This is a genomic window from Chordicoccus furentiruminis, assembly GCF_019355395.1.
Taxonomy (GTDB): Bacteria; Bacillota; Clostridia; order Lachnospirales; family Lachnospiraceae; genus Chordicoccus; species Chordicoccus furentiruminis.
The window spans coordinates 941,826-967,414 of sequence record NZ_CP048829.1; the positions used below are offsets into that span (position 1 = coordinate 941,826).

The 25,589-nt window shown below is 58.5% G+C and carries 24 protein-coding genes, 1 tRNA gene and 1 pseudogene; 8 read left to right on the forward strand and 18 right to left on the reverse strand.

What is annotated here, in order from left to right; all coding sequences use genetic code 11:
* Positions 1-71: 71 nt before the first annotated feature.
* The 11 genes and pseudogenes from G4C92_RS04435 to G4C92_RS04485 all read right to left on the reverse strand — a co-directional run bounded on the left by G4C92_RS04435 (position 72) and on the right by G4C92_RS04485 (position 10,539).
* Complete coding sequence (locus G4C92_RS04435; protein ID WP_274941387.1) at positions 72-674, reverse strand: AIR synthase-related protein; 603 nt, start codon at positions 672-674, stop codon at positions 72-74.
* A gap of 106 nt (positions 675-780) precedes the next feature.
* On the reverse strand, positions 781-2,019 hold the full coding sequence (locus G4C92_RS04440; RefSeq protein WP_274941388.1) for a serine hydroxymethyltransferase: 1,239 nt from the start codon (positions 2,017-2,019) through the stop codon (positions 781-783).
* Positions 2,020-2,027: 8 nt separating this feature from the next.
* Positions 2,028-3,359, reverse strand: a complete 1,332-nt coding sequence (gene dnaB / locus G4C92_RS04445; RefSeq protein ID WP_274941389.1) for a replicative DNA helicase — start codon at positions 3,357-3,359, stop codon at positions 2,028-2,030.
* A gap of 3 nt (positions 3,360-3,362) precedes the next feature.
* Positions 3,363-3,809, reverse strand: a complete 447-nt coding sequence (gene rplI, locus G4C92_RS04450) for a 50S ribosomal protein L9 (RefSeq protein WP_274941390.1) — start codon at positions 3,807-3,809, stop codon at positions 3,363-3,365.
* Between the two features lies 1 nt (position 3,810).
* Positions 3,811-5,859, reverse strand: coding sequence for a GGDEF domain-containing protein (locus tag G4C92_RS04455; protein ID WP_274941391.1), 2,049 nt, complete (start codon positions 5,857-5,859; stop codon positions 3,811-3,813).
* A 181-nt stretch (positions 5,860-6,040) separates the two neighbouring features.
* Entirely contained in the window at positions 6,041-6,301 is a 261-nt protein-coding gene (gene rpsR, locus G4C92_RS04460; protein ID WP_274941392.1) for a 30S ribosomal protein S18, read from the reverse strand.
* Positions 6,302-6,335: 34 nt separating this feature from the next.
* Positions 6,336-6,812, reverse strand: a complete 477-nt coding sequence (locus G4C92_RS04465) for a single-stranded DNA-binding protein (protein ID WP_274941393.1) — start codon at positions 6,810-6,812, stop codon at positions 6,336-6,338.
* Positions 6,813-7,026: 214 nt separating this feature from the next.
* Positions 7,027-7,314: pseudogene (rpsF, locus tag G4C92_RS04470) on the reverse strand (30S ribosomal protein S6); the annotation flags it as partial.
* 147 nt (positions 7,315-7,461) lie between these two features.
* Positions 7,462-8,196 (reverse strand): NAD-dependent protein deacylase, encoded by a 735-nt coding sequence (locus G4C92_RS04475; protein WP_274941394.1) that lies wholly within the window; start codon positions 8,194-8,196, stop codon positions 7,462-7,464.
* Positions 8,197-8,304: 108 nt separating this feature from the next.
* Positions 8,305-9,216 (reverse strand): class B sortase, encoded by a 912-nt coding sequence (locus G4C92_RS04480; RefSeq protein WP_274941395.1) that lies wholly within the window; start codon positions 9,214-9,216, stop codon positions 8,305-8,307.
* A 33-nt stretch (positions 9,217-9,249) separates the two neighbouring features.
* Positions 9,250-10,539, reverse strand: a complete 1,290-nt coding sequence (locus tag G4C92_RS04485; RefSeq protein WP_274941396.1) for a PLP-dependent aminotransferase family protein — start codon at positions 10,537-10,539, stop codon at positions 9,250-9,252.
* A gap of 247 nt (positions 10,540-10,786) precedes the next feature.
* On the opposite strand from G4C92_RS04485, the gene G4C92_RS04490 reads away from it, so the two are divergent.
* Positions 10,787-11,650, forward strand: coding sequence for a class I SAM-dependent methyltransferase (locus G4C92_RS04490; RefSeq protein ID WP_274941397.1), 864 nt, complete (start codon positions 10,787-10,789; stop codon positions 11,648-11,650).
* A 111-nt stretch (positions 11,651-11,761) separates the two neighbouring features.
* Here G4C92_RS04490 and G4C92_RS04495 read toward each other — a convergent pair whose 3' ends face one another.
* Both G4C92_RS04495 and G4C92_RS04500 read right to left on the reverse strand, forming a co-directional pair.
* Positions 11,762-12,349 carry an SH3 domain-containing protein gene (locus G4C92_RS04495; RefSeq protein ID WP_274941398.1) on the reverse strand — a complete coding sequence of 196 codons (588 nt, stop codon included), beginning with the start codon at positions 12,347-12,349 and terminating at the stop codon, positions 11,762-11,764.
* Between the two features lie 131 nt (positions 12,350-12,480).
* Positions 12,481-12,553, reverse strand: a tRNA-Ala gene (locus G4C92_RS04500).
* 226 nt (positions 12,554-12,779) lie between these two features.
* Between G4C92_RS04500 and G4C92_RS04505 the strand changes: the two genes are divergently transcribed.
* Positions 12,780-13,601, forward strand: coding sequence for a LytTR family DNA-binding domain-containing protein (locus G4C92_RS04505; protein ID WP_274941399.1), 822 nt, complete (start codon positions 12,780-12,782; stop codon positions 13,599-13,601).
* An 18-nt stretch (positions 13,602-13,619) separates the two neighbouring features.
* On the opposite strand, the gene G4C92_RS04510 is transcribed toward G4C92_RS04505, so the two are convergent.
* The 3 genes from G4C92_RS04510 to G4C92_RS04520 form a co-directional block, all read right to left on the reverse strand.
* Positions 13,620-15,458, reverse strand: a complete 1,839-nt coding sequence (locus G4C92_RS04510; protein ID WP_274941400.1) for a sensor histidine kinase — start codon at positions 15,456-15,458, stop codon at positions 13,620-13,622.
* Positions 15,459-15,482: 24 nt separating this feature from the next.
* A complete protein-coding gene (locus G4C92_RS04515) occupies positions 15,483-16,232 on the reverse strand; it encodes a LytR/AlgR family response regulator transcription factor (RefSeq protein WP_274941401.1) in 750 nt (249 codons plus the stop codon).
* A 145-nt stretch (positions 16,233-16,377) separates the two neighbouring features.
* Entirely contained in the window at positions 16,378-16,905 is a 528-nt protein-coding gene (locus G4C92_RS04520; protein ID WP_274941402.1) for a hypothetical protein, read from the reverse strand.
* Between the two features lie 249 nt (positions 16,906-17,154).
* On the opposite strand from G4C92_RS04520, the gene G4C92_RS04525 reads away from it, so the two are divergent.
* The 4 genes from G4C92_RS04525 to G4C92_RS04540 all read left to right on the forward strand — a co-directional run bounded on the left by G4C92_RS04525 (position 17,155) and on the right by G4C92_RS04540 (position 20,854).
* The gene (locus G4C92_RS04525) at positions 17,155-17,736 is read left to right on the forward strand and encodes a hypothetical protein (protein ID WP_274939363.1); all 582 of its coding nucleotides are present in this window, start codon (positions 17,155-17,157) and stop codon (positions 17,734-17,736) included.
* Positions 17,737-17,766: 30 nt separating this feature from the next.
* Positions 17,767-19,026, forward strand: a complete 1,260-nt coding sequence (locus G4C92_RS04530; protein ID WP_274939364.1) for an ISAs1 family transposase — start codon at positions 17,767-17,769, stop codon at positions 19,024-19,026.
* A 306-nt stretch (positions 19,027-19,332) separates the two neighbouring features.
* A complete protein-coding gene (locus G4C92_RS04535; RefSeq protein ID WP_274941403.1) occupies positions 19,333-20,040 on the forward strand; it encodes a hypothetical protein in 708 nt (235 codons plus the stop codon).
* Between the two features lie 97 nt (positions 20,041-20,137).
* Complete coding sequence (locus tag G4C92_RS04540) at positions 20,138-20,854, forward strand: DUF975 family protein (RefSeq protein WP_274941404.1); 717 nt, start codon at positions 20,138-20,140, stop codon at positions 20,852-20,854.
* On the opposite strand, the gene G4C92_RS04545 is transcribed toward G4C92_RS04540, so the two are convergent.
* A complete protein-coding gene (locus G4C92_RS04545; RefSeq protein ID WP_274941405.1) occupies positions 20,830-21,813 on the reverse strand; it encodes a selenium metabolism-associated LysR family transcriptional regulator in 984 nt (327 codons plus the stop codon). The genes G4C92_RS04540 and G4C92_RS04545 overlap by 25 nt on opposite strands.
* A 127-nt stretch (positions 21,814-21,940) precedes the next feature.
* Here G4C92_RS04545 and G4C92_RS04550 point away from each other — a divergent pair, with 127 nt between their 5' ends.
* Positions 21,941-22,483 carry a C-GCAxxG-C-C family protein gene (locus G4C92_RS04550; RefSeq protein WP_274941406.1) on the forward strand — a complete coding sequence of 181 codons (543 nt, stop codon included), beginning with the start codon at positions 21,941-21,943 and terminating at the stop codon, positions 22,481-22,483.
* Positions 22,483-23,403: a TDT family transporter gene (locus G4C92_RS04555; protein ID WP_274941407.1), complete on the forward strand. Its 921-nt coding sequence runs from the start codon at positions 22,483-22,485 to the stop codon at positions 23,401-23,403. Before G4C92_RS04550 ends, G4C92_RS04555 begins: the two co-directional genes overlap by 1 nt.
* Positions 23,404-23,461: 58 nt before the next feature.
* Here G4C92_RS04555 and G4C92_RS04560 read toward each other — a convergent pair whose 3' ends face one another.
* On the reverse strand, positions 23,462-25,525 hold the full coding sequence (locus tag G4C92_RS04560) for a glycoside hydrolase family 13 protein (protein WP_274941955.1): 2,064 nt from the start codon (positions 25,523-25,525) through the stop codon (positions 23,462-23,464).
* Positions 25,526-25,589: the final 64 nt, after the last annotated feature.

Sequence of the window (25,589 nt, forward strand, 5' to 3'; positions counted from 1 at the left end):
CCCTGGGAAGCGGACCGCGTTTCATACGCGGCCCCGCTTCCCAGGGCTTTCTGATCCGGCGGAGAGGCGGTTCACCATCCCGGCGGACGGTCCAGACAGCGGACCCGGCCGCGGCACCGGATGACGCCCGCCCTGCGCTTAGTCTGGAATCCAATCCTCGAGGCCGGCACTCCCTCCTCAAGGAGACCGGCCAGCAGCGTCTCTCCTTCCTCCGCGGCGAGCATCACCGCGCCGGAGGAATCTTCCCCGTACGGATCCGCTCCGAAATATTCACAGAACTCGATCGTCTCCTGCCGGACCGGCACCGCCTCGAGATCGATGTCGCATCCGCATCCGCAGAGCTCGTTCAGCGCCCAGAGGGCGGCGAAGAATCCGTCCCGCCCCATCGGCAGGAAAACGGTTCCGTCAGACGGTCTGATCAGGGGAGGGTGCGAGCGCCGCGCGGACGCCAGCTCCCGGAGACAGCCGAGCGCACCGGACCGGACGGGATCCGTCCATGATCCGTGCGCTTCTACCGCCTGTCTCACCTGATCCCACCCGACCCGCTGCGGACTGTGCCGCTGCGCGTACGCGAAAAAGGAGGAGAAGCGCTTCCGCAGCTCTCCCTCCCTTGTTTTCATCCACCGGTCCTCCGCCCCGAGGGCGATCGAGCCGGCTACAAGAATCGTCCGCATCGTCAGCTCATCATCGGTGTGATCAGGGTCAGCACCATCATCACGGCAAGGATGACGGCGATAACGGCGACGACGACTCTCTGGGTGTTGCGATTCATCATATCCTTTACGCCTCCAGCGGATACCGCTCCGTCAGGCCGCGGACAATTTCGCGCGCCTGCAAAATCTGATCCTCCGATTGTACAACAAGTGCGATCGCTTCTGCAAGCCGGTCCATATCCTTTTCATCAAGTCCGCGGGTCGTTACAGCCGACGTGCCGAGACGGACGCCGGACGTGACGAACGGAGAGCGAGGCTCGCCCGGAACCGTATTCTTGTTCGCCGTGATGTGTGCGCGGTCAAGCCGGTTCTCGAGCTCCTTTCCGGTGAGCTCGGTATCCTTGAGATCGATCAGCATCAGATGGTTGTCCGTTCCTCCGGTGACGATCTTCACGCCCCTGCTCATCAGTCCTGCCGCAAGCGCTTTCGCGTTCCTTACGACCTGCTTCCCGTACTCGATGAAGGACGGCTGCATGTCCTCCTTCAGCATCACGGCCTTCGCCGCGATGGAGTGCATCTGCGGTCCGCCCTGCGTGCCGGGGAAGATCGCCTTGTCAAGCCCGTGCTCCTTCGCGAACTCCGCGCTGCTCAGAATCATACCGCCGCGGGGTCCGCGCAGCGTCTTATGCGTCGTGGTCGTCGTGACATGGGCGTAGGGGATCGGACTCGGATGCTGTCCCGCCGCCACCAGCCCGGCGATGTGGGCCATATCGACGACCAGATACGCGCCGACCTCGTCGGCGATCTCTCGCAGCCGCTTGAAATCGATGATGCGGCAGTAGGCGCTCGCACCGCCGATGATCATCTTCGGATGGCATTCCTTCGCGATCCGCTCGCAGGCGTCATAATCGATCCAGCCGTCCGCGTTCACGCCGTAGGGCACCTGATGGAAATAGCTGCCCGAGATGTTGGCCGATGATCCGTGGGAAAGATGGCCTCCTTCGTCCAGTCTCATCCCCATAAAGGTATCGCCGGGCTTCAGGAGGGCGTAGAAGACCGCCATATTGGCCTGCGCGCCGGAATGGGGCTGTACATTCGCATAGGTGCAGCCGAACAGCTTTTTCGCGCGTTCCCGCGCAAGATCCTCGATCTGATCGACGCACTCGCATCCGCCGTAATAGCGGTGCCCCGGATAGCCTTCCGCGTACTTGTTGGTCAGCACGCTGCCAAGCGCGGACATCACGGCCTTGCTGGCCCAGTTCTCGGATGCGATCAGCTCCAGATGGGAATTCTGCCGGTCGATCTCCGCCTGAATCAGTCCTGCAATCTCCGGGTCGGTTCTCTCAATGTCTTCGATTGTGTACATGGCTCTCCTCACTTCTTCATGTTGGCAAACTTCGTGTATTCGGGCAGCCAGACCAGCTTCGTCGTGCCGATCGGACCGTTTCTCTGCTTCGCGATGATGATCTCCGCGATGTTCTTCTCTTCCGTATCCTTGTTGTAGTAATCGTCCCGGTAGATGAACATCACCACGTCAGCGTCCTGCTCGATGGCGCCGGATTCCCGGAGATCCGAGAGCATCGGCCGGTGATCGTCACGCGTCTCCGCGCTGCGGTTCAGCTGGGAAAGCGCGACCACCGGGATATTGAGTTCGCGGGCGAGTCCCTTGAGTCCGCGGGAGATATCCGAGATCTCCTGCTGGCGGTTCTCGCCCCGTTTTCCACTGCCCGCCATCAGCTGAAGGTAATCGATAAAGATGATCCTGATATCCATATCGATCTTGAATTTTCTCGCCTTCGACCGCAGCTCCTGCAGCGTGATGCCGGGTGTATTGTCAATGATGATCTTGGAGTCCGCGATCACGCCGGAAGCCTCCACCAGCTTCGTCCACTCCTCATCGTTCATCTTGCCTGTTCGGATCTTCTGGGAATCCACATGGGATTCGAGCGAAAGCAGACGGTTCATCAGCGACTCGCTGGACATCTCCAGCGAGAAGACCGCGCAGGGCCAGTTTTTCCGAAGCGCCATGTACTGCACGATGTTGAGGACGAACGCAGTCTTTCCCATCGAAGGACGCGCAGCGACCAGAATGAAATCCGAATTCTGGAAGCCGGAGGTCTTGTAGTCCAGATCAAGAAAGCCGGTCTCCAGTCCGGTGATGTGGCTCTTCGAACGGGCCGCCGCGGAAATCGCTTCCAGCGCATTGTAGACCACGTCCTTCACCGGGACATAGCTCTCCGTCGAGCGCTGCTGGAGAACCTGAAACATCGTCTTCTCCGCGTCGTCGAGGATCTCCTGCGTCTCCTTCTGCTGGCGGTAGCAGTCCTGCTCCACCTCGGACGCCGCGCTGATCAGCCTCCGGAGCGTCGCCTTGTCCCGGACGATCTCCGCGTACTCCCGGACGTTGGCCGAGGTCGGCAGCGACGCGAGGATCTCCTTCATGAACTCCATGTTCTTCACGTCTTCGGGAAGGTTCTGTTTCTCGAGCGCTTCCTTCAGCGTGATGAGATCGATGGGCTTCCGCGCGTCGCTCAGCGCTTTCATCGTCTCGAACACCGCGCCGAGCTGCCGGTCGTAGAAGTCGTCGCCGGTCAGCATCTCCTCGGCCGCCATCGCGGCCTCGCCGCTCATCACCATCGAGCCGATCACAGAGCGTTCCGCTTCCTCGCTGTGAGGCGGAACCCGCCGGGTTAATGCCTCGTCCATCGATCAGGCTTCCGTGACGTTCACGCGGAGAGACGCGGACACCTGAGGATGCAGCCGGATCTCCACCGTCGTGGTGCCGAGCTCGCGGATCGGCTGCGCGAGATTCATCTTCTTCCGGTCCACCTCGATGCCGAGCTGCTCCTTCACCGCTTCCGCGAGTTCCTTCGAGGAGACAGAACCGAACGTCTTGCCGCTCTCACCGACCCGGATCGACACCGTCACCGGCTTCGCCTCAAGATTCGCCTTCAGCGCCTCGGCGGCTTCCTTCTGTTCCTTCGCCAGCTTCTCCTCGCCGCGCTTCTTCGCGGCCAGATCCTTCATATTGCTGTCCGTCGCCGCCACGGCAAGCTTTTTCGGCAGCAGCATGTTGCGCGCGTAGCCGTCGCTTGCATTCACGACCTCGCCCTTCCGTCCCAGCGACTTGACATCTTCCAGTAAAATCACCTTCATATCAGATCTCTCCTTCTTCTTTCATCTGTTTGATCGTATCTTTCAGCAGCTTCAAGGCCTCTTCCACGGTGTAGTCGGGAAGCTGGGCGCCGGCGATGTTGAGATGGCCGCCGCCTCCGAGCCGCTCCATGATCAGCTGAACGTTGACTTCATCGATGGCCCGGGCGCTGATGTAGATCTGTTCATTGTAATCCGTCAGCACGAAGGAAGCCTTGATGCCGACGACGTCGAGCAGCTCGTTGGCCGCCTGTGCGGAGACCACGGTCGGCGAATGCACGCCCCTGCTGGGGCAGACGGAAATCGCGTAGATGCCTTCGAAGATTTCCGCGTTGGCGACCGTCTGCGCCTTGGCCCGCAGATCCTCCATGTTGTCCCGGAAAAGCTTCCTCACGCGGGTCACATCCGCGCCGCACCGTCTCAGATAGGCGGCCGCCTCGAAGGTCCGGACGCCGGTCCGGGTGACGAAATTGTTCGTGTCGATGACGATCCCCGCGTACATGGCATCCGCCTCGACGCTGCGGAGCTTCAGGGAGTCGTCAAAGTACTGCAGCACCTCCGCCACCATCTCGCAGGTGCTCGACGCGTACGGCTCGATGTAGGACAGGACGGCGTTCTGAATCCGGTCGCTGCCCTGGCGGTGATGGTCCAGCACGACGATCGTGTTGGTGAGCCCCAGCAGATCCTTGCAGGTGATGTAGCCCGACTTATTCGTATCGACCACGACGAGCACGGTGTCCGAGCCGGTCAGCGAAGCCGCCTTCTCCCGGTTGACGAAGAAGTCCTCCCCGTACTCCGGGTCATCGCGGAAGAGCTGCATCGTCGGAAGCACGGAATCGGACACGTCGTCCGCCACGATGTGCACGGCCTTCCCGACCGTCTTCGCGGCCCGGCAGACGCCGATCGCGGCGCCGAGCGCGTCGATATCCATCAGCTTGTGTCCCATCACCACGACGCGGTCCTTGCTGTCGATGATCTCCTTGAGCGCGTGGGCCTTGACTCTCGCCTTCACACGGGTCATCTTTTCGGTCGATTCCGTCTTGCCGCCGAAGAAACGGGTCCGGTATCCGTCCTTGACCACAACCTGATCGCCGCCCCGTCCGAGTGCGAGTTCCATCGCTGCGGTCGCCGCGTCCATGTTCTGAAGGTAGGAATTCGACCCGACGCCGATGCCGGCCGAGAGGGTCAGGGACAGCTCGTTCCCGATGTTCACGGTCTTCACGTCGTCCAGAATGGTGAAACGGGATTCCTCGCACTCGTCAAGAGACTTCTTCGGCATCATGAAGAAGTAGCGGTCATTGCCCTGCCTTTTCACGATTCCGTCGACCTCGGTGAAGTAGCGGTCGATCTTCCGCTCCACCAGCGCCAGCAGAAGGGACCGTCTGACCTCCTCAACGCCTTCCATCACTTCGTCGTAGTTGTCGAGGCAGAGGATGCCGACGACCGGCTTATTGGCCTCCCGCTCATCCGACAGGCGGGAGAAATCCGTCTCATCGAAGAGGCAGACGGCAATCAGACAGTCATTGTCATCCGCGGAAAACTCGCTCCGGTCATCCAGCATCTCATCGACCTGAATCCGCCGGAATTCAGCCCGGAAGATGCGTCCGTTTTTCTCCACGCGGGCGGTTCCGGTCGAATCTCCCTCCAGGACGCTCTCCTGTCTCAGCTCGGGAAACAGCACGGTGATATGCTTGTGATAGTGGCGGTCCCTGCCCGACAGCGCGATGAACTCGTCGTTCATCCAGAGGAAGCGGCCGTCCTCGTCCAGAAGCGCGTAGGGAAGTGAAAACTCCTGCAGCATTTTCTTCTGAACCTGACCGTACTCCGTCGCGAAGGTGATCATCTCGTTCGCCAGCCGCGGCGCGCCCGAAAGATAGATCAGAAACACAAGCAGCACATAGATCAGCATGAAAACAAGGCCGGCGGTACCGGCCTTTGTTCCGACTCGGATATAAAGAAAGACAACAAGAACCGCCCAGAGTGAAATCAGCGCAAGCGGCCATTGCAGATAACTCTTCAGCTTTCCTGTCACTTTCAGATGCTTCATGTGCATGGGCCCTCTCAAAATGTTCCCAAAGACGTCATTCCTCGTTAAGACTGTTCATCTGACGCGGCCCATCCGGCTTCTCCCGGACATATGCGAACAGCGGTTCCGCCGCCGCTTCTGCGCGGGAATGCGAAAAAAGAACCGCCATTACACACCGGTAATGACGGTTCGATTATACCATGAAAAATCAGTCCTGTACATACGGGAGGATCGCAAGATGGCGTGCACGCTTGATCGCCGTGGTCAGCTCGCGCTGATGCTTCGCGCAGTTGCCCGTGATCCGTCTCGGAAGGATCTTGCCGCGCTCGGAGATATATCTCTTCAGCTTGTTGACATCCTTGTAGCTGATCTCGTTGTCCTTGCCGCAGAAGACGCAGACTTTCTTTCTTCTGTGGAAGCCGCCTTTTCTTCTGAATCCGCCTTCACTGTTCGATTTCTGGTATGCCATGTTCTTTCTCCTTTATCTTCCCGGGGCGCGTCGTTCAGTTGAACGGAAGCTCCTCGTCGATGCTGTCCGGAATATTCATGAAACCGTCGCCCGGATCCTCGGGAGCGGCCGCCGTCTTCGCCTTCGGTCTGGCCGCTGAAGCGGCCGGGTCAGCCGACGCGCGGTAGGCCGCGCTGTTCGCCTGGGAGACTGACTTGCTCTCGGCAAATTCCTGGTTCTCGATCACGATCTGGTTTCTGTAAACGGTCCGGCCGTCCTTGTCCTGATAGTTATCGTTCTGCAGTCTTCCCTGAATTACCATCTTGGTTCCCTGATGAAGATATTTTTCAGCGAATTCTGCCTGCCGCCCGAAGGCGACACAGTCGAAGAAGTCCGCCTCCGGCTGTCCGTCCCGTTTGAAGCGCCGGTCGACGGCCAGTCTGTAGTGAGCGATCGCGGTTGCGCTCTCGCCCGTGGAATAGCGGATTTCCGGATCTCTTGTCAGACGTCCCATCATAATCACAGTGTTCATCGTCGTACCTCATTCGATCAAATGAATGTTCTCGGGTGGCTGTGAGCGGGGAGCCGCCTTGAGCTTCCGGTGCTTACTGCTCAGCCGGTGCCTCGGCCGCGGCCTCTTCCGCCGGAGCCTGCTCCTTGCTCTCCTCAGCCGGAGCCTCTTCCTTCGGAGCCTCCTCCTTAGCCGGCGCTTCCGTCTTCTCCGGAGCAACGGAGAAGGTATCGTTGTCCTTGCGGACGACCAGATATCTCAGCACGTTGTCCATGATTCTCATCCGGCCTTCCAGCTGATTCGGCGTATCGGAATCGTCGGAAGTGAACTGGATGAAATAGTAGTAGGCTTCCGTCACCTTCTGGATCTCATAAGCCAGCTTCCGCTTGCCCCATTCCTCTGTCTCGCCGACCGTGCCTCCGAAACGGGTGATGTAGTTCTTGGCCTTCTCAAGAACGGCCGCGCGCGTATCATCATCGAGTTTGGCGCTGATGACGAGTGCAAGTTCGTACTTCGTTGTCATGTCAATTTCCTCCTTATGGCCTTTGGCCTTCCGCTTCGGGCGGAAGACAAGGAACTGTTAAAACTCTCACGGGTGTCAAGTATACCATGCGCTTCCGTTTCTGACAAGAATAAGATCGAACGCTTTTGCAGCGGGAATCGCGCCGGTTCATCTCACCTGTATCTTCGAGAGAACATCTCCGATCGGCGCGGAAATCACAAGATCCGCGCTTCTGTCCCTTGAGGTCGCCGACTTGTTGATCAGAACCATCCGGTCGCCCCGGAAATAATCGATGAGGCCCGCGGCAGGATAGACCACCAGAGACGTGCCGCTGATCATCAGACAGTCCGCGTCACGGATCGCGTTGACCGCGCCTTCGACGCACGCCTGGTCCAGCCCTTCCTCGTAGAGCACCACGTCCGGCTTCACAAGCCCGCCGCACTCGTCGCAGCGCGGCACGCCCGGCGCGGCCTTCACATACGCCGCATCAAAGAACTTTCCGCAGCGAAGACAGTGGTTGCGGTGAATCGATCCGTGCAGCTCGTATACACGCCGGCTCCCGGCCTTCTGATGAAGTCCGTCGATGTTCTGCGTGACCACCGCCTTCAGTTTTCCGGCCCGTTCCAGCTCGGCCAGCTTTCTGTGGGCCGGGTTCGGTTCCACATCGAGAATCAGCATCTTATCCTTATAAAAACGGTAAAATTCCTCCGTGTTCTGAAGGAAAAAGCTGTGGCTGATGATGGTTTCCGGCGGATAGGCGTACTGCTGGTGATAGAGACCGTCCTGACTCCGGAAATCCGGAATCCCGCTCTCCGTGGAGACGCCCGCCCCTCCGAAAAACACAATGCGCTGATGCGTGTCGACGATCTTCTGCAGTTCCCCGATCTGTTCCTCGTATGTCATGATGCTCCCTCCCTTCCAAAGACGGCGCCTCCGTCCCCCGGCCGGATCGGCCGGAAGCGGAGGCGCCGCACACATGATTCTGTTTTAATCGCTCCTCCGCAGCCTTTCTTAACCGGTCTGCCCCGCCGCATCATCCCCTTCGTAGACGCCGTCGGAGGGCGCGGCAGACGGCGTCGGAGCCGGCGTCGTCTTCTTCTCCGGGCGCACGGATGAAACGCACTTCCCGATGACCACCTTCCGCACATTGCTGTCCGACGTGCAGGTGCTCAGAATGACGGTCTTGTCCGTTTTATAAAGCGGAAGCTCGTTTTTGACCTCCGATCCTGCCTGAAGTTTCTTTTCCCATGCGAGAAAGGAATCGTCTCCGCCTGAATACAGCGTGTAGACGTCCGATTCCGCAGCAGTGGACATGATAGAATAAATATGGTAGCGGTAATTTCCCTCCGGCGTCAGAATCCAGAAGTACGGATGCTCCTCATACTGATCCGCCACGTACTTCAGCATCCCGAACATGCTTCCGTTCTTCATGTTGTGCCCATACACGATGGAATCCGGGTCTGAGAAATCCGACGCATTGTGGAAGTCCATGAAGATCGCGCCGGCGAACAGATCCTGCCGCTCAAAGGTCCGGTGCAGATAGTAATCGTTGTCCTTTGCCTGGCAGATCGGATAGCTGATCTTCGGCTGCGCGTCGATATAGAGCCAGCCCACAATCTCCGGGTTGATCGACTTCAGCTTGTTCCAGTCCACAGTCAGCGGCGGCTCGGCGTCCTCGATGTCCGGGTAGGGCGGCGTCTGGGCCGGCGTTCCCGGCGAAGTCCCGTCGGAAACCGCCGGAATCGATTCGGCCGGCGCGGTATAGGAATCTGCCAGCCGCGCGTACTCCTTTCCGCTCTCGCGGTACACATGAAAGATCTGGAAGAGCTGCCAGCCGGAAAAGGCCAGCACCCCCAGTGCGACCGCCAGCACCACGGTCCGCACGACTCCGAATCCGCTTCCGCCTTTCTTCCTTCCGTTCACCGGCTCACCTCCTTTCGGATCCGTTCCGTCCGTTTACGCCTCCAGCAGCTTCTCCACGCTGACGAGCCGGACGCTCAGCGTGAAGACCGCGGCTGCCTTTTTCAGCTCCTCCAGCGTCGGGAACGAAGGCGCGATCCGGATGTTGCTGTCCTTCGGATCCTTCCCGTACGGATAGGTCGCCCCTGCCGGCGTCAGCTTGACGCCGGCTTCCGCGCACTTCGCCACAATCGCCTTCGCGCAGCCGTCCATCGAATCGAAGGAAATGAAGTAGCCGCCTCTCGGGTTCGTCCAGCTTGCGATCCCGAGGCCGCCGAGATCCTTCTCAAGTGCATTCTCCACCGCCTCGAATTTCGGGCGCAGGATCGCGGCGTGACGGGACATATGCGCATGCATGTTCGCCATATTGCCGAAGAAGCGGACATGGCGCAGCTGATTCAGCTTGTCGTGGCCTATGGTCTGAACCTGCATGAACTTCGAGATATCCTCAAGGTTCCGCTTCGAGGAAGCCAGCGCCGCGAGACCCGAGCCGGGGAAGGTCACCTTCGACGTGGAGATGAACTTGTAGACCATATCCGGGTGTCCCGCCTTCTCGCACTCATCCAGAATCTCGAGTATGACGTCCTGCTTCTCCGGCTCGTCATAGAGATGATGAATCGAGTAGGCGTTGTCCCAGTAGATCCGGAAATCCTCCGCCGCCGGATTCAGCCGGGCGAAACGGAGCACGGTCGCGTCGGAATAGCTGTAGCCCTGGGGATTCGAATACTTCGGCACACACCAGATTCCCTTGACCGCGGGATCGCTGTTTACGTACTGTTCCACCAGATCCATATCCGGGCCTTCCGGCGTCATCGGGATGTTGATCATCTCGATGCCGAAGAACTCGGTGATACGGAAATGCCGGTCATAGCCGGGCACCGGGCAGAGGAATTTCACCTTGTCCAGCCGGCACCAGGGCGTGCTGCCGCAGACTCCGTGGGTGTAGGACCGGGACACGGTATCGAACATGATATTGAGAGAGGAGTTGCCGAAGATGATCATATGATCCGGAGAGACCTCGGACATCTCGCCCATCAGGCGCTTGGCTTCCGGAATGCCGTCCATGATGCCGTAGTTGCGGCAGTCCGTTCCCGTCTCGTCCAGGAAATACGAGTCGCCGTTGAGCACATCCATCATCTCGTTCGACAGCTCAAGCTGCGCCTTCGACGGCTTGCCCCGGGACATATCGAGCTTCAGGTGCTGCGCCTTCACTTCCGCGAACTGACGCTCCAGCGCTTCCTTCTCGCTCAGCAGCTCGTCTCTGGTCATCTCATTGTAAGCCTTCATAAACTCTCCTCTCTTCCATGCTGCGTCAAACCTTATAATCGACTTGATTTTAAGGCAACGCCCCGAACGTGTCAACAACAGCACCTTGCGGAGAGGCCGCGCTGCATGTATGATGAGGGAAATGCAGCCGGCGGCCGGAAGCCGGAACCGGTTATGCGGGAAATGCAGCCGGCGCGTCCGGGCGGCGGGCAAAAACGGGCCGGCGCACGCAGGACAGGCAGAAGGCGGATGAGGATAAGGAGACGTTATGTGGGTCGCGGATCGATGGAAGGAATATGAAGTGCTGGATACATCCGGGGGAGAGAAGCTCGAGCGATGGGGCCGCTACCTGCTGATCCGTCCGGATCCGCAGATTATCTGGCAGACGCCGAAGAAGCACTCCGGCTGGAAAAGGCCCAACGGCCACTACCACCGGAGCGCCCGGGGCGGAGGAAGCTGGGAGTTCTTCGATCTTCCGAAGAGCTGGATCATCCGCTACGACGATCTGGCGTTCCACCTGAAGCCCTTCAGCTTCAAGCATACCGGCCTTTTCCCGGAACAGGCCGCCAACTGGGACTGGTTCCGTCCTCTCATTGAGCACGCGGGCAGACCGATCCGCGTGCTCAACCTCTTCGCGTACACGGGCGGAGCGACCTGCGCCGCACTGGCAGCCGGCGCTTCCGTCACCCATGTGGACGCGTCGAAAGGCATGGTAACCTGGGCCCATGAGAACGCGGAGCTCTCCGGCGTCGGGTTCCGGGACGTCCGCTGGCTCGTGGACGACTGCACCAAATTCGTGCAGCGCGAGCTCAGGCGCGGCAGCCGCTACGATGCCGTTATCATGGACCCTCCCTCCTACGGACGGGGTCCGAAGGGCGAGATCTGGAAGATTGAGGACACGGTCTTCCCGCTGATTTCGCTCTGCGCGCAGCTGCTGAGCGACCGTCCGCTCTTTTTCCTGATCAGTTCCTACACCACCGGCCTTCAGAGCGGCGTGCTCACCTATATGCTGCACACCGCGCTGGACGGCAGAAACCCCGCCGCAATCGAATCCGGAGAGATCGGTCTTCCGGTTTCCGGAAACGGTCTCATCCTGCCCTGCGGCTGCGCCGGCCGGGCCTGGTGGAGCTGAATGCGCCGGCGGCCGGCAGCCGTGTCGGATGAATCCGAACACTCCTGCAGCCGGCCGCCAAAAAAGGGATCCGCGTCTCATGGCGCGGATCCCTTTTTCTTTACCTGTTTATTATTCGAAGTACTTCGAGCTGACCCATCCGGTCTCGCCGTTGTATTCGACCTCATACCATCCGTCCTGAGAGTCAAGGACTGTCACGGTCTCGCCTTCCTTGATGCCGCCGATGATGTTATCTTCATCGCTGGTATCCGGTTCCGAGCGGAAATTCACGGTTGCCTTCGCCGTCGCGGTATTGCCCTCGCCCGCCGGCACAAAGGACTCCGCGCTGGAGGTGGCATCCGCCGCCGGTGTCGCAGTCGGAGCCGGCGTCGCAGTCGCCGCCGGAGTGACGGCTGTGGCCGCGTTCGACGTCGCTGCGGTCGTGCCCGACGTGGTCGCGCCTGTTGCTGCATTTCCGACCACCTGCGCCGGAATCGCCGGAAGCGAGGAGGATGTGGAAGAAGCGGCGGACGTCGTGCCCGCTACCGTTACCGTACCCGCGTTCACCGCCGTCGTCTGGTTCGCGTTGCCGCCCACCGTCGTCGTAGTCGAATCACTGTCTGTAAGAGAAGAAATCGTACTCGCCCCTCCGCATGCCGTCAGCGAAAGCGCCGATACGCACGCAGTCAGAACCAGTGCAGCTCTGATCTGTCTTTTCATCCGTAAATCCCCTTTCAAAATGCACGCAATAAACCGCGCCTGCCGTGACGCATCGTCGTGCGCCCCTCAAACACGCGCATGCAAACGAGCAAAAGCCGGAACGGATATACCATTGCACGGATCCTGCTCCATGGAGATAGTGGGATTCGAACCCATGACCTCTTGAATGCCATTCAAGCGCTCTCCCAGCTGAGCTATACCCCCGAGTGATCGAGAATCATCATAACAGGAAACGAGCGTAATGGCAACCATTAATTGCACCGAAAAATATGAAAATTTTGCGAATTGCCTTTGTGTGATGACGCGATCCGGACCGCCCATGCTATACTGAAGCGGCCCGGACAGCGCAGAAGAAACCGTATTCGGGCGCCCGGCCGGCAGATCGGCGGTCGGGCGCCCTCCTGTTCCGGCCGGAAAGGAATCGACCGTCATGAACAACACAAGCCTCGAGGATCTCTCGATCCGGATCATCACCGAATACTACCGGAACAACATCGAGCCGGCACTCCATTACATTGACGAGAATATCATCTGGGTCGGTCCGCGGCTCGGCCAGCTCATCCGCGGCCGTGAGGAACTGACCCGGTTCTTCCGCGAGGCGAAAACCGATCTCGCCTTCGAGCTTGGGGACATTCAGCTCTACGACGTTTCGTCCGGCACAAGCAGCTGGGAGATCCTCCTGATCTACGAGGTCGTCACCCGCTTCCCGGACGGGACCTTCCATGTCCATCATCAGCGGCTGCATTATTCATGGACGCTCAGACGCTGCCCTCAGCCGGACGGAACGTCCCGCCGGGATTTTCGGATCACCATGGTCCATATCTCCAACGCGAAGGCGATCGAGGCGGTCAGCCTCTACGCTCAGTCGGCCGCCGATTCCGCCACGGACGCCCTGTACGTCCATGATGAATCAGATTCTTCCGGACACCGCTGCGTACTCCGCGGAAGAGACGGCAGCAGCCGCTACTTTCCGGCGGAGCGCATCCTTTACATCGAGAGCACGGACGGGGGGCGGCATACCGCCGTGCACACCGAAGCGCAGACAGTTCCCTGCATGGAGCGTCTCTCGCAGATTCAGGAGGAGTATGGCGACTGCTTTCTAAGACCCCATATCAGCTATCTCGTCAATCCGCTGGCCGTCGACGACATCACCCGCTTTCGTCTCACGCTGAAAAACGGCGAGACTCTCCCGATCCCCGAGAAGCGGTTCACCGCCTTCCGCAGCGAGCTCAACCGCTGGTTTCTCCGCTGACGTATTCTCGTGACTCGCTCAGTTCTCCTCTGTCTCCAGCGTGAGATAGACATCGGAAACAAACACGTCCCCCTCCGGATAGAAGGAGGCGTTCCCGCCCGCCGCGTCCGCGATCGAGGCGATGGACGTCAGCCCGATCCCCACCTCATCCCGTTTGCCTGACAGATAAAAGCGTCCCCAGCGGCGCAGCCGCCCGCTGTAGCTGTTCTCCATCCGGATGACCAGCGTATTCAGATGCATCACGGATGTCAGCCGGATGAACCGCTTCCCGGTATCCTGCATCCGCTGACATGCCTCCATCGCGTTCTCGAGCAGATTCCCGAACAGAACGGACAGATCCCGTTCCTGAACCGTCGTCAGATGCGGCGGAACCGTCACGCGGATCTCCGGCTGCACGCCCATCTCCGAGCAGACGGACGCATAGTAGGAAATCACCGCGTTCACGGCGCGGTTCTCGCAGTACCGCACGTCCCGATTCTTCGGAATCGACTTGATCATCAGATCGATAAACCGGTTCAGCTCCTCCTTTTCTCCTTTCAGGCTGTACTCCTTCAGCACCGTCAGCTGATGGCGGAAATCATGCCGCTGCCTCCGGAGCCTTTCCTCCTGCTGCAGCACCGCGGCCTGATACTTCTGCTGTTCCGTCAGTTCCCGCTGAAGCAGAAAAATCTCATATTCCTGAACCTGCTCACGCCGGCGGATCAGCACGGATCTGCGGATGCTGAACGCGCCGACGATGCTCATGCAGAAACAGAAGACCACGGCGCCTGTCAGAAAATAGCGCGAATCCGAATAGCCGACGCTCTTTCTGTAAAAATGCAGTTCCAGAAGCGAAGCGGTCAGCAGAATCACCATCGGAACCAGCATCGCCAGCGCCGTCCGGTTCCGGCGCCTCACCGCCTCATACACGATTCCGGCGGTGAAGGAAAGAAGCGACACGATCAGGAACAGCTGAAAGAACCATACGCTCTCGGTAAACATCACGATTCCCACCAGCTGAAGAATGATCGCCGCCGCGGACGCGCCCAGCAGCGTATCGTTCAGGATCCGGAACGGAAGCGGATGGCAGAATCCGATGCTGTCCATCAGGAACCTCTCCAGCGGCAGAAGCATTACGAAAAAGCTCAGATAGCTCAGCACGTACATCAGATTCGGGTCGTTCAGATAAAGAAGCGCCATGTCGCAGCCGCTGACGCCCCACACGCCGGTACTCAGCGCGAACAGACCGACCCAGAGCAGAAGCGCTCCCTGCTTTTCGAGCGGAATCACAAAGAGAGAGAGAAAGGCCAGCAGGATCCCCGCGACCACCAGTACCGCGCTTTCCGACATCGCCGGACCCATATGATTCATGTAATAACGCAGAAGACCGGACTGATTGGAGAGAAGAATCGCGGAAACCACAAGGGCGGTCCGGCTGTTCGGCGACGTAAAATGAAGCGTCACCCGGTGTCTCCCCGCCTCCTCCACCTGGATCCACCGGATCATGGTCCCCGGATCCTTCATGAAGGACGGACGGCTTCCCTTTGCGCCGAAACGGTAGACCGTTCTGCCGTCAATTTCCACCTCGAGAGGGGCAAAGGCGCTTCTCACCTGGATGCAGCTGTTTCCGTCGCTTTCGATGGTGTATGCAGCCGTCACGGATGTACCGGGAGCAAGCGATCCGATGCGCAGCGGAAGCGTACGGAACTCCGTCGTCCCGTCCACCGTGATCTCCGCCTCACGGATCACCCGCACCTTCTTCGCTCCGCCGACCCGCTCCTCCCATTTTGAGCAGGCCATGACGGCGGCGATCATTCCGACGACCGCCAGCGCCGCGGCCAGCACGCCGGACAGCCGGATCACTCCGCTCATCTTCATGCGACGGCTCCGCCTCCTCTCCTGTCATGAATCCGCTTCCTGCCCGCATCCGGCCTCAAATCCCTTCGTCACCCGGAACAGCCAGTTTTCATACGCGCGGCGGGCGGCCGGGAGGCTCTGTCTTCGGATGTGAACCTGAGAGCCGTCTTCCATCACGAACGTCATCAGTTCCCTGTCCAGACGGCGGATCCGGGCAAGATTCACGAGATAGCTCTTGTGGCATCGGAAAAAGGCCTTCGCGGGAAACTGAGGCTCGATTTCATCCAGACGTCCCGTGACGGTGAGCGGATCGCCGTCGCTGCGGCAGATCACCAGCATCCTGCCGCGCTGCTCGATATAGTCGATCAGGCCGAACGGAATCCGGATCACCCTTCCGTCCGACTCGATCATGAAATGAGGCTCCGCCTCCTTCTTCATGATGCAGAAGCGGAGAAGATCCTCGAGCTCCTTCTTCTGCACCGGCTTCTCCAGATAACGGATCGCGTGCAGGCGGTACGATTCCAGCGTGAAGTCCTCGCTGGTCGTGACGATTGCCGCCTCCACGCCGCTGTCGATGGTCCGGATCTTTGTCAGCGCCTCGATGCCGGTCATGCCTTCCATATAAATATCAAGGAGGAGAAGATCGTATTTTCCCGGATAGTAGGTCCGAAGCATCTCCTCCGCCGATCCGGCCTCCTCCAGCGTATGACGGCCCGGCTCCTGCCTGATCAGTCCGATGAGCCGCAGACGGTCCTCCCGATTATCCTCGCAGATCCCGATTCGAAGCTGCTCCATCTCTCCCTCCTCGTCTGCCGGCTTTCCTTCCCGGTCCGGAAAGCCGGCGTCCCGTCACCGGCGCCTTTCTCCCGGAAAACCCCGCTCCTTCCCCGTCATGTCCCGCATCCGGCGTCAGCCTTCTTTCGCCGGAAACGCCGTATACTCACAGGTTCATCGCCCTCAGCTCCTCCGCCGTCCGCTCCGCCAGCCTCCGGCAGGCCCGGGCGGGTCCGCCCAGTAAGCTTCCAATCGGGAAAATCCCTTCGGACGGTTCCGTATACGCCGGATCAGCCGCCATCACAGAGGCGCAGGCCGCCTCCCCTCTCTGTACCCGAAAGGTGCTGGTCCTTCTCTCTCCCTTCCCGGTCTGCGGAAGAATCCATACCTGATTTCTCCGGTCAATCGGCGGAAAGGCGATGATCACGCAGAGCCCGTGCTTCGCGAGCGCCGGCGAACCGGCCGGAAAGACATGATCCCGGATCGCGGCATACAGCTCCTCAATCGTATAGGTCCGATTTGTCTTCACCTGCCCGCGGCCGATTCCAAGCATAAGCCGCCCTCCTTTCCCGTTCCGGTCCATTCTCCGCCGCTGAAAAAAGACGCCGGCGGAAGTCGACTTATGTCCCGCCGGAACGCCGATCAGGCCCGGCTTACCGCGCTCTGTCGTTCCGGGCGTATCCGTCTCCGTCATCAGCATACTCCTTCCGCGGTGGATCGCCAATTCCGAAAACGAAAAAGCGCCCCGGCAAAATCGGTACTTGACTGCCTTCGCGGCGGCAGGGCTGTTTCATGAAGAGAAATTAAGATAGGTTACATCTCAGTTTTTATCGGGGATAGCGATTGATATACATGTCAATTGCTACCCTCGATTTTTTTGCATTGTAGAGGTATAATGTCTTTATAGTATAGGTATATGCCACCTATACAGAAAGGAGGCATTATGCAGAAGCTGGATAAAGTCTATCCAGAGTGGGTGCAGAAGTTTCGGACGAAAGGAACTACTGTGAAGAAAAAAGGAGACGCTTATTATCTTTACAAGCGTACTTCAAAACGTGTGCCTGGCAAAAAATACCCGCAGCCGGTCGACCGTTATCTCGGAAAGATCACACCGGACGGAGTGATCAAAAGTGACATGAGGAAAGTATCTGTCAGTTCCATTGAGGTAAAGGAATACGGTTTTTCAAAAGCAGTATGGGATCTTTGCCCGGAAGATTGGAAAAAACCTCTTGGGGATGATTGGGAAGATGTCCTTCGGATCCTGATCAAAAAGGATTCTCCGAATACATTTCTGGGAAAGGAGTATGTCATCAAAGATGAGGATGAATTCCGCTATCAGTTCGCGGCGCAGAAGTCATCTCTCATCCGGCGGATCTTCAAGGCAACGGGGATCGAATGGGAAGAACTCACTTCCCTGAATACGATATATAAAGTTTATCTGGAGAAAGAGGCAGTCATCTCCAGGATCACATCCGAGCAGAAAGCCCTGTTGGAACGGGCCGGGATAGAACTGGAGGTCGGCTAAGCTGTTGGGGCTGCCTGCTATGTAAGGCCGTTGATCGAGTTCCTTCGGACAGTTCCGGACCCAAGAAAAGAACGGAACCGGCGCCACGACCATGCGGAGATACTGCTGTGCCTGGCTATAGGATATGCGGCGGGAAAGACATCCTATCGCAGGGCGATGGAGTGGTGCGAACGCCATATATCATTTCTCCGTACAGGGATGACATTGAAAAACGGGGTCCCATCCGTATCAACGGTCAGCAGGCTGATGTCTTCGATCGACGAGGAGTTGTTTCTTTATGCCTTTATGGAATGGATCGGAGAGATCCTGGACTCACGGGGACTGCATCTGATCATTGATGGGAAAGCGCTGCGCGGGGCAACATCAAAGGTCCGGGGCGAACGGACCCCTATGATCATGAATGTGATCGACGCGCAGACGAAGCTCGTACTGTGCCAATATCCCATTGATTGTAAGGAAAACGAATGCGCGGCGATACCGAAGTTACTGAAGCTGCTGAATATCCGGGGAAGTACAGTGACTATAGACGCGATCGGCACCAATACTGGTATCATGGAGCAGATCGTGCAGGCGGGCGGTCATTATGTATTGACCGTAAAAAGGAACAATCCAGAGACATATGAAGATCTGGTCAGAACTTTTCAGGAACTGGGAAAGACCTACGAAGACAGTCAGGCAGATGGATCCTGTAAAAAGCGGTACCAGGAACTCCTCGCAAAGTATGAGCAGGATGACCACTATGAAAAAAACAGGGAACGGCATGAACATCGATACTACCAGGTGTGTCATGACCCGACGGTATTGGAACGGACCATGAGGGACTGGGGATCTGTAAAAACGGTCGGATGTGTACGGCAGATACGGATACCAGTCCGGAGAAATGAGAAAGGCGAGGAGACAACGCCAGATGAAAAGACATTTTTACAAAACAGGGAAAAAACAATAGGGGCAGACGCTGATGACGGGAGATCGGCAAAGGTCCAGATGGTCGGGGTGGTATCAGACAGAGAGCTCAGTCTGGATGAGATGGCAAAGATCAAACGGCAGCACTGGATGATAGAGAACAGTCTTCATCATGTGCTGGACGATACATTCCGGGAAGATCGCTCACCAGCTAAAAGATCCAGGAATAATCTGGCCCTGATCAGAAAGATCAGTTATAACGTGTTGAGGATAGCCTTTAAGGAAGAAATATCCCCAGGCGTTATGACTGAAAGGATGGACATATTTGCTGATAGTCCGGATCTGATCACGAAATATTTCTTCTCACCCATACTGAGCCTCAATTAAAGTATAGGTAATCCGGAAGGCTCTGTAAAGGTAGAGAGGGGTATTTTGCGCTTTTTCATGAGGGAAAAAGGGTGATATTCCGGACGCACCCGCCCAATAAGGAAGAAACGTCGCGGAAGCGACGTTTCTAGGAATCAAACCCGCCCGTCCGGAGCAGGGGAATGTAAAAATGACGTGATTCATAGTATAAAGCGGGTCGGAACAGTATTCATGAAACAACCCTGTCGCGGCGGCCGTTCGGCTTGAGTTCCCTCCCTCGCTGCGTTATACTTTGGAGATAGCAATCCGTTGCAGAGAAGAGTCGATATGGAAAGCAGATGGAAGTATACGGACAATATCATAAAATCGGAGCCGGATCCGCCGCGTCCCGGCGAATCCGGTCCCGATTACTGGCGGCGTGTCAGCCGTGAGGATCCGGGTTCATCCGATGAGCCGCCGGAAGCCTACTGGAACGGCCCCGACGATCACGGCATGCGTCCGATGAACGATCCTGACTACGGACCGGTGCCGGACGAATACCGCTCAAACGGGATGTCACGGGCCGCCTTTGCCTGCGGCGTCCTCTCCCTTCTCACGATGCTGTTCGGGGGCGGCGTTTTCTTCGGACTGCTCGGCGTCCTGTTTGCCTGTCTGTCCAGACGGCGCCGCTTCAGCCGTCAGGCCCGGGCCGCGCTCACGATGTGCGTCGTCAGCATCGCCGCTTTTGCCGTAAACGTCATCCTCGTCGTCTCACTTCTCGTCTCGAGCGGATCGTGGGATCAGATTGTCCGCGACGCCCGGAATCTTGATGTGACGGATCAGGAATCGGTCGAATCCTTCGAGTCCGATATCTACAGCGCGGTGATCCGGGCTGTCGGAGGCGCGGGTACACCGTTTGAATCCGGCTCCATCCTGAATCCTCAGAATCCGAACATCGATGCGGGCACCCGGGCGCGGGAAAACGCCAGCGCGGCCGCGAAGGAGTTCCGTGGATCGGAAGCGGAATCCGTCTCGTCCGGGACAGTCGAAGTGTAGCGGAAACGCAAAAGGAAGGAACCGCTGTTCGGAAAGGCTGACGCCGCATCAGTCGGACTGCCGCAAAAATGTCCGGCTTTCAGAAGGGAGACTGCGCATGATAAAGGAAACGAACACCACTCTCCGTCAGGAGGCCCGCATCCTGCTTGACGGCCGCTGGTCCGGCTGTGTGTCCGTCTCTCTTACGCTGCTCTGCGTGAATTTCACGGAAGCCGCCCTGCTCTCCCTCTTCGGCATCAGCCGGAAAGCCTTTCTGATGTCCCTTCTGGTCGGCTTCGTCCTCCGGCTGCTGACCAGCCTTCTGGAAGACGGCGGACTCCTCTTTTTTCTTCGTTTAAAAAGGAAAGAAAACGCCTCTCTCTCCGATCTCATCGAACCGTACCGGAGAGAACCGGACCGTTTCCTGATTGTCTCCCTGATCCGCTGCGGCGTGATCGCCGCGCTGGCCGCCCCGCTGGTCTTCCTTACCCTGACTTCCGGAGGCACGCCGTCCCTGTTTTTCCGGATCTTCATTCCGGTCTGGTCAGCGGCGGCCGCCGTTCTCTCTGTCTGGTTCTGTCTGGTCTATTCGATGTCCGAACTGATCCTCATGGATGACAGGCGACAGCCCGGCGGATCAGTCGGCGCGCTCGAGTCGATGAGGACGAGCCGCCGTCTGATGCGCGGAAACAGGCTGAAGCTTCTCCGCCTTTTTCTCTCCTTCATCGGCTACGGATTTCTCTGCCTCCTCACCGCCGGAATCGCCACGGTCTGGGTTCTCCCCTATCTGATAACCACTCTCGTGATGTTTTATGAAGCGCTGCCCGAATCATAAGGTTCACGGCGCCCTTGTGTCCCTGACGGTGCCGCGGATGCCGCATGTCTTTCCATCCGATCCGATTCCGGCTGCGGCACATGCTTCTTCAGATAATCCGCGAAACGGCGCTCGTCCTCTGTCAGCGTATGCTTCTTCCGCCAGACCAGACAGAACCGCCTGCTGATCTCCTCCTCCGTCTGATAGGCAATGATCTGTCCGCTTCGGATCAAATCCTGCACGGCAAAGGCTGACATCATCGAGATCCCCATTCCTCCCGCGACCATTCTCCGAACCGCCTCAAGATCGTTGGCGCAGGCCGCGACATTCAGGTCTTCCCTCCGTATTCCATGCCTTTCCAGGAACCGGTCGAAATACTTCCGGGTGCCGGATCCGTTCTCCCTCAGAATCACCGGCTCCTCCAGAAGCTGTTCCAGCGCGGCTCCGTGATGTTTCAGCCCCATGTAATGCTCGCTGACCGGCGTCACGATAAGGAGCCGGTCCCGGCAAAGCTCCCGGACGGCAAGAGCCGGGTCCTCCGGCGTGTCGCCCACCACAGCGAAATCCACTGTGCCGTCAAGCACCAGTCCGACAGCAGCCTGTGAATCGGACTGAAGCACCCGGAAGAAGCAGTCGGGTCTCTCCCGCCGGTACGAAGCCAGCACCGGCGGCAGCAGGCAGGAGGAAGGAATCGTGGACGCTCCCAGCGTGATCACATGGCCGCCGGGAGAGACCATCTTCTCCCTCGCCGTCCGCTCCAGTTCCATGATCCGCACGGCATAAGTGTAAAACTGCCTTCCTTTCTCTGTCAGACGGACCCGTTTGGTCGTCCGCTCCAGCAGCTCGGCGCCCAGGTCCTTTTCCAGCGCACGGATCTGGGCGCTGACCGCCGGCTGCGAGAGATGGAGACGCTCCGCCGCCTCCGTGAACCGTTTCACCCGGGCCACCTCCACGAAGCTCCTGACCTGCTTCAGATCCATACGCCTTTCTCCTCTTTATTTATTATGAATTTTTATCATAATGATAGCATACATGAATTATTCAATCAATCCATGCCGCTCCGCTATGGTAAAATAGACAAATCAAATGTCAGAAAGGAGTGTCACTATGGTGAATTATCACGCAAAGCAGGTCAGTCCAAAGGCGGTCCAGAAACATGCGGAGGATCTGTACCGCGGGGGCTTCTTCTGCTGTGAAGCCGTCATGTCCGCGATCCGCAGCGATTTCGAGGCGGACGTACCGGAGGAGGTCATCGCGATGTCGTCCGGAATGGCGGTCGGCGCCGGGAGATCCGGCTGTATGTGCGGCGCCCTGAACGGAGGCATTCTGGCTCTCAGCCTGTTCTTCGGCCGGACGACACAGGACGGTCCCAAGGATCCGAAGGTCAATCACTGCATGGCGCTGACCCATGAGCTTCATGACTGGTTCCGGGAGGCCAATGCGAAGCATGCCGTCTGCTGCCGGGTTCTCACGAAGGGTTTTGATATGAGCAGCGGGGAGCATAAGGAGCAGTGCATCGCGTTCACCGGCCTTTGCGCGGGAAAGGCGGCCGAAATTCTCTGCCGGGAGCTGGGCGTCGTCAACACGGATTCCGAGCCGGTCTCCGGCCTCAAAGCACCCTACCTTCCCCCGAAGAAGGAGGTCCTCTGATGAAACAGATGATTCGGAGGGTTCCGCTCCCTCTGTCCGGCGTCATGCTGGGCACCGCCGCACTCGGCAACCTGCTGCAGAGCGTCTCTGAAGCTCTCCGCGGGATCTGCGGATGTCTCGCAGTGATGATGCTGGTGCTGCTTCTCGCCAAACTGATCCTCTTTCCGAAGCAGTTCCGGAAGGATATGAAAAATCCGATCCTCGCCGGAATCAGCGGGACCTTTCCGATGGCGCTGATGCTGCTGACCGTCTATGCAAAGCCCTTTATCGGAGGCGCCGCATTCGCCGTCTGGGCCGCGGCCATCGTGCTGCACACCGTGCTGATTGTATACTTTACGGTAACGTTCCTTTTCCATTTTGACCTGAAGAACGTGTTTACCGTGTACTTCATCGTCTATGTCGGCATCGTCGTCGCCTCCGTCACAGCCCCCGCCTACGGAGCCGCCGCCTTCGGCAGCGGAGTATTCTGGTTCGGCTTCATCTGCTTCCTGATTCTTCTGGTTCCGGTGACGCTGCGTTACACCCGGATTCCCGCTCCCGAACCGGCCCGCTCGCTGGTGGTGATCTACGCCGCTCCGCTCAGTCTCTGCGTTGCAGGCTATGTACAGAGCGTGACGCCGAAATCCTTCGGCTTTCTGGCCGCGATGACGGTCTGCGCCAATCTGATCTACCTCGCCGCCCTGCTTCCGGCCCTGCGTTTCCTCACGCTGCCCTTTTACCCGAGTCTTGCGGCGTTCACCTTCCCCCTGGTCATCACGGCGATCGCCACAAAACAGACGATGATGTGCGCGGCGAAAATGGGCAGGCCGCTGCCCATGCTCGGACCTGTCGCCGCCATCGAGACAGCGATTGCGTCTGCCTTCGTCCTCTATGTCGTCATACGCTATATGGCCGTAATCTTCTTCGGCGGGACGAAATAACGTCGGAAAAACCAAACCGGGGAGGCAAAGCCTCCCCGGTCTATCTCTCAATATCCGATCATTTCTCCGGATGATTCTGCGCGAGCACCACGGCCTCGAAGGGCGCGAGATCCAGCGTCAGGATCCCGGCGATCACGTCATGAACAACCGGCTCGTCCGAGAAGCCGTCCTGCCAGGTCTTCAGCAGCTCGGTCATCGTCGTGTTTTTCGTTCTCGTGACGCCGGTCTCCCAGACGGGAATCTCCAGCGCGATCGGGTCCGACCCGGAATTGACAGCGATCACGAACTGCTCGGTCCGGCTGAACCGCCCGTAGACGACGCTGTGATAGCCGCTGCAGAGATCCTTGACAGAGCCCTCAGTGAAGACGCGGTACCGTTTGTGAAGCGCGATCGCCTTCCGGTAGAACTGCATCAGAGCCTGATTTTCATTTCCCCACGGATACGTCCGCCGGTTGTCCGGATCCGTGAATCCCACCATGCCGGCCTCATCCCCGTAGTAGATCGTCGGCGCGCCGACGCTGGTCATCTGCATCAGCACAGCCTCCCGCATCACCGGCAGGGAGATATTGATCGATGCGGCTCCGGTCCCGAGATTCGAGGAGCGGCCGACGTAATGGTTCGTCCTCGTCAGGAAGCGTGAGTGATCGTGGTTGTCGAGCTCGTTCATCGCGCACTGAAGGGAGGAAGCCATAAAGCTCGCCTGATGATAGGTCATCGCGTCCCGGAAAGCGTCGCCGTTGCCCAGAAGGTCCTCGCGGAACTGGTCGCTGTGCTTCTCCATTCCGGTCAGGAACCACGATACCGGCTCCATGAACGCGTCATAGTTCATCACCGTATCCCACTCGTCGCCCTGCAGCCAGTCGTATGTCTCTCCGTAATGCTCGGCGAGGATGACGGCGTTGGGATTCGCCTCCTTCACCGCCTTCCGGAACAGCTTCCAGAAGGAGTGATTGTACTCCCGGCTGTGCCCGAGATCCGCGGCCACGTCCAGCCGCCAGCCGTCCGCGGAAAAAGGCGGTGAAACCCATTTCCGGCCGATATTCAGGATATACTCCACCAGCTTCGGACTTTCCTCGTAATTCAGTTCCGGGAGGGTCGCATGTCCCCACCAGCCGTCGCAGAACTCGTTGTAGGGCCAGGCGTGCTCATTGTTGAACTTGAAGAAGGTTCGGTACGGGCTGTCGGCGTCGATGAAGGCGCCCTTCTCGTAACCGCCCTGGCGTTCGTAGATCCGTTCGCGGTCAAGCCACTTGTTGAAGGAACCGCAGTGGTTGAACACGCCGTCCAGGATGATCCGCATGCCGCGGCGGTGAATCTCCTGACAGAGATGGGCGAAGTACCGGTCCGACGCCTCCAGATTTTCCGGATCCGTCGCTCGGACAATGTACTGGGCCGCCTCCTGATTGTTGTGGTTCCAGTCAGCCAGCGGATGATCCACATCCTTCACGATCTTCGTGAGATGAGGATCCACATGGTCGTAATCCTGGATGTCATACTTGTGGTTGGACGGCGAGACGAAAATCGGGTTGAGATAGATCACCTCGACGCCCAGTGCCTGAAGATAGTCCAGCTTCTGCTCGACGCCCTCCAGATCGCCTCCGTAGAAATTGCCTACATCGATATCCGCAGCCGGCAGCTGATTCCAGTCGTCCACATGGCGCACATGACGTCCGAGATAGCTGTACTCGTTGTTCCGGACATCGTTCGACGGATCGCCGTTATAAAAGCGGTCCGGATAGATCTGATACATCACGGCTCCCCGGGCCCACTCGGGCGTCCGGAATCCAGGTGTGATGCGGAATGCATTTCTCTCGGAAAGATCTTTTGTGATTCCCAGCTTGTTGTAGTAGCAGGAGCTCGATTCGACGCGCAGCTCGAAGTAATACCGGATCCGCTCCTCGCCGACCGGTATCGTGATCTCGTAGTAATCAAAGCCGCCGCTTGTCTCCACGATCCGCATCTTCTCGCGGGTCGAACCGCTTATGAAATAGACCTCATCCACGTTGTTCTTGCAGGTGCGGATCCGGATCGTCACGCTGTCGCCCGGCTTCGGCTCGAAAGGCGTCCGGTAGAAGCGTGTCTCGTCGCTGAAGACCGCGCGCTGCTTGAAAATCGGCTTCATCCGGGAGACATACTCCCGCAGCCGTTCGCTGTCATCCGTTCTATCTATGTCCACTGAAAGTCTC

Excerpts from the sequence above, each read along its gene's own strand:
- G4C92_RS04435 (WP_274941387.1), bottom strand. The coding sequence starts at position 674 with ATGCGGACGATTCTTGTAGCCGGCTCGATCGCCCTCGGGGCGGAGGAC.
- G4C92_RS04440 (WP_274941388.1), bottom strand. The coding sequence starts at position 2,019 with ATGTACACAATCGAAGACATTGAGAGAACCGACCCGGAGATTGCAGGA.
- dnaB (WP_274941389.1), bottom strand. The coding sequence starts at position 3,359 with ATGGACGAGGCATTAACCCGGCGGGTTCCGCCTCACAGCGAGGAAGCG.
- rplI (WP_274941390.1), bottom strand. The coding sequence starts at position 3,809 with ATGAAGGTGATTTTACTGGAAGATGTCAAGTCGCTGGGACGGAAGGGC.
- G4C92_RS04455 (WP_274941391.1), bottom strand. The coding sequence starts at position 5,859 with ATGCACATGAAGCATCTGAAAGTGACAGGAAAGCTGAAGAGTTATCTG.
- rpsR (WP_274941392.1), bottom strand. The coding sequence starts at position 6,301 with ATGGCATACCAGAAATCGAACAGTGAAGGCGGATTCAGAAGAAAAGGC.
- G4C92_RS04465 (WP_274941393.1), bottom strand. The coding sequence starts at position 6,812 with ATGAACACTGTGATTATGATGGGACGTCTGACAAGAGATCCGGAAATC.
- G4C92_RS04475 (WP_274941394.1), bottom strand. The coding sequence starts at position 8,196 with ATGACATACGAGGAACAGATCGGGGAACTGCAGAAGATCGTCGACACG.
- G4C92_RS04485 (WP_274941396.1), bottom strand. The coding sequence starts at position 10,539 with ATGAAGGCTTACAATGAGATGACCAGAGACGAGCTGCTGAGCGAGAAG.
- G4C92_RS04490 (WP_274941397.1), top strand. The coding sequence starts at position 10,787 with ATGTGGGTCGCGGATCGATGGAAGGAATATGAAGTGCTGGATACATCC.
- G4C92_RS04495 (WP_274941398.1), bottom strand. The coding sequence starts at position 12,349 with ATGAAAAGACAGATCAGAGCTGCACTGGTTCTGACTGCGTGCGTATCG.
- G4C92_RS04505 (WP_274941399.1), top strand. The coding sequence starts at position 12,780 with ATGAACAACACAAGCCTCGAGGATCTCTCGATCCGGATCATCACCGAA.
- G4C92_RS04510 (WP_274941400.1), bottom strand. The coding sequence starts at position 15,458 with ATGAAGATGAGCGGAGTGATCCGGCTGTCCGGCGTGCTGGCCGCGGCG.
- G4C92_RS04515 (WP_274941401.1), bottom strand. The coding sequence starts at position 16,232 with ATGGAGCAGCTTCGAATCGGGATCTGCGAGGATAATCGGGAGGACCGT.
- G4C92_RS04520 (WP_274941402.1), bottom strand. The coding sequence starts at position 16,905 with ATGACGGAGACGGATACGCCCGGAACGACAGAGCGCGGTAAGCCGGGC.
- G4C92_RS04525 (WP_274939363.1), top strand. The coding sequence starts at position 17,155 with ATGCAGAAGCTGGATAAAGTCTATCCAGAGTGGGTGCAGAAGTTTCGG.
- G4C92_RS04535 (WP_274941403.1), top strand. The coding sequence starts at position 19,333 with ATGGAAAGCAGATGGAAGTATACGGACAATATCATAAAATCGGAGCCG.
- G4C92_RS04540 (WP_274941404.1), top strand. The coding sequence starts at position 20,138 with ATGATAAAGGAAACGAACACCACTCTCCGTCAGGAGGCCCGCATCCTG.
- G4C92_RS04545 (WP_274941405.1), bottom strand. The coding sequence starts at position 21,813 with ATGGATCTGAAGCAGGTCAGGAGCTTCGTGGAGGTGGCCCGGGTGAAA.
- G4C92_RS04550 (WP_274941406.1), top strand. The coding sequence starts at position 21,941 with ATGGTGAATTATCACGCAAAGCAGGTCAGTCCAAAGGCGGTCCAGAAA.
- G4C92_RS04555 (WP_274941407.1), top strand. The coding sequence starts at position 22,483 with ATGAAACAGATGATTCGGAGGGTTCCGCTCCCTCTGTCCGGCGTCATG.
- G4C92_RS04560 (WP_274941955.1), bottom strand. The coding sequence starts at position 25,525 with ATGAAGCCGATTTTCAAGCAGCGCGCGGTCTTCAGCGACGAGACACGC.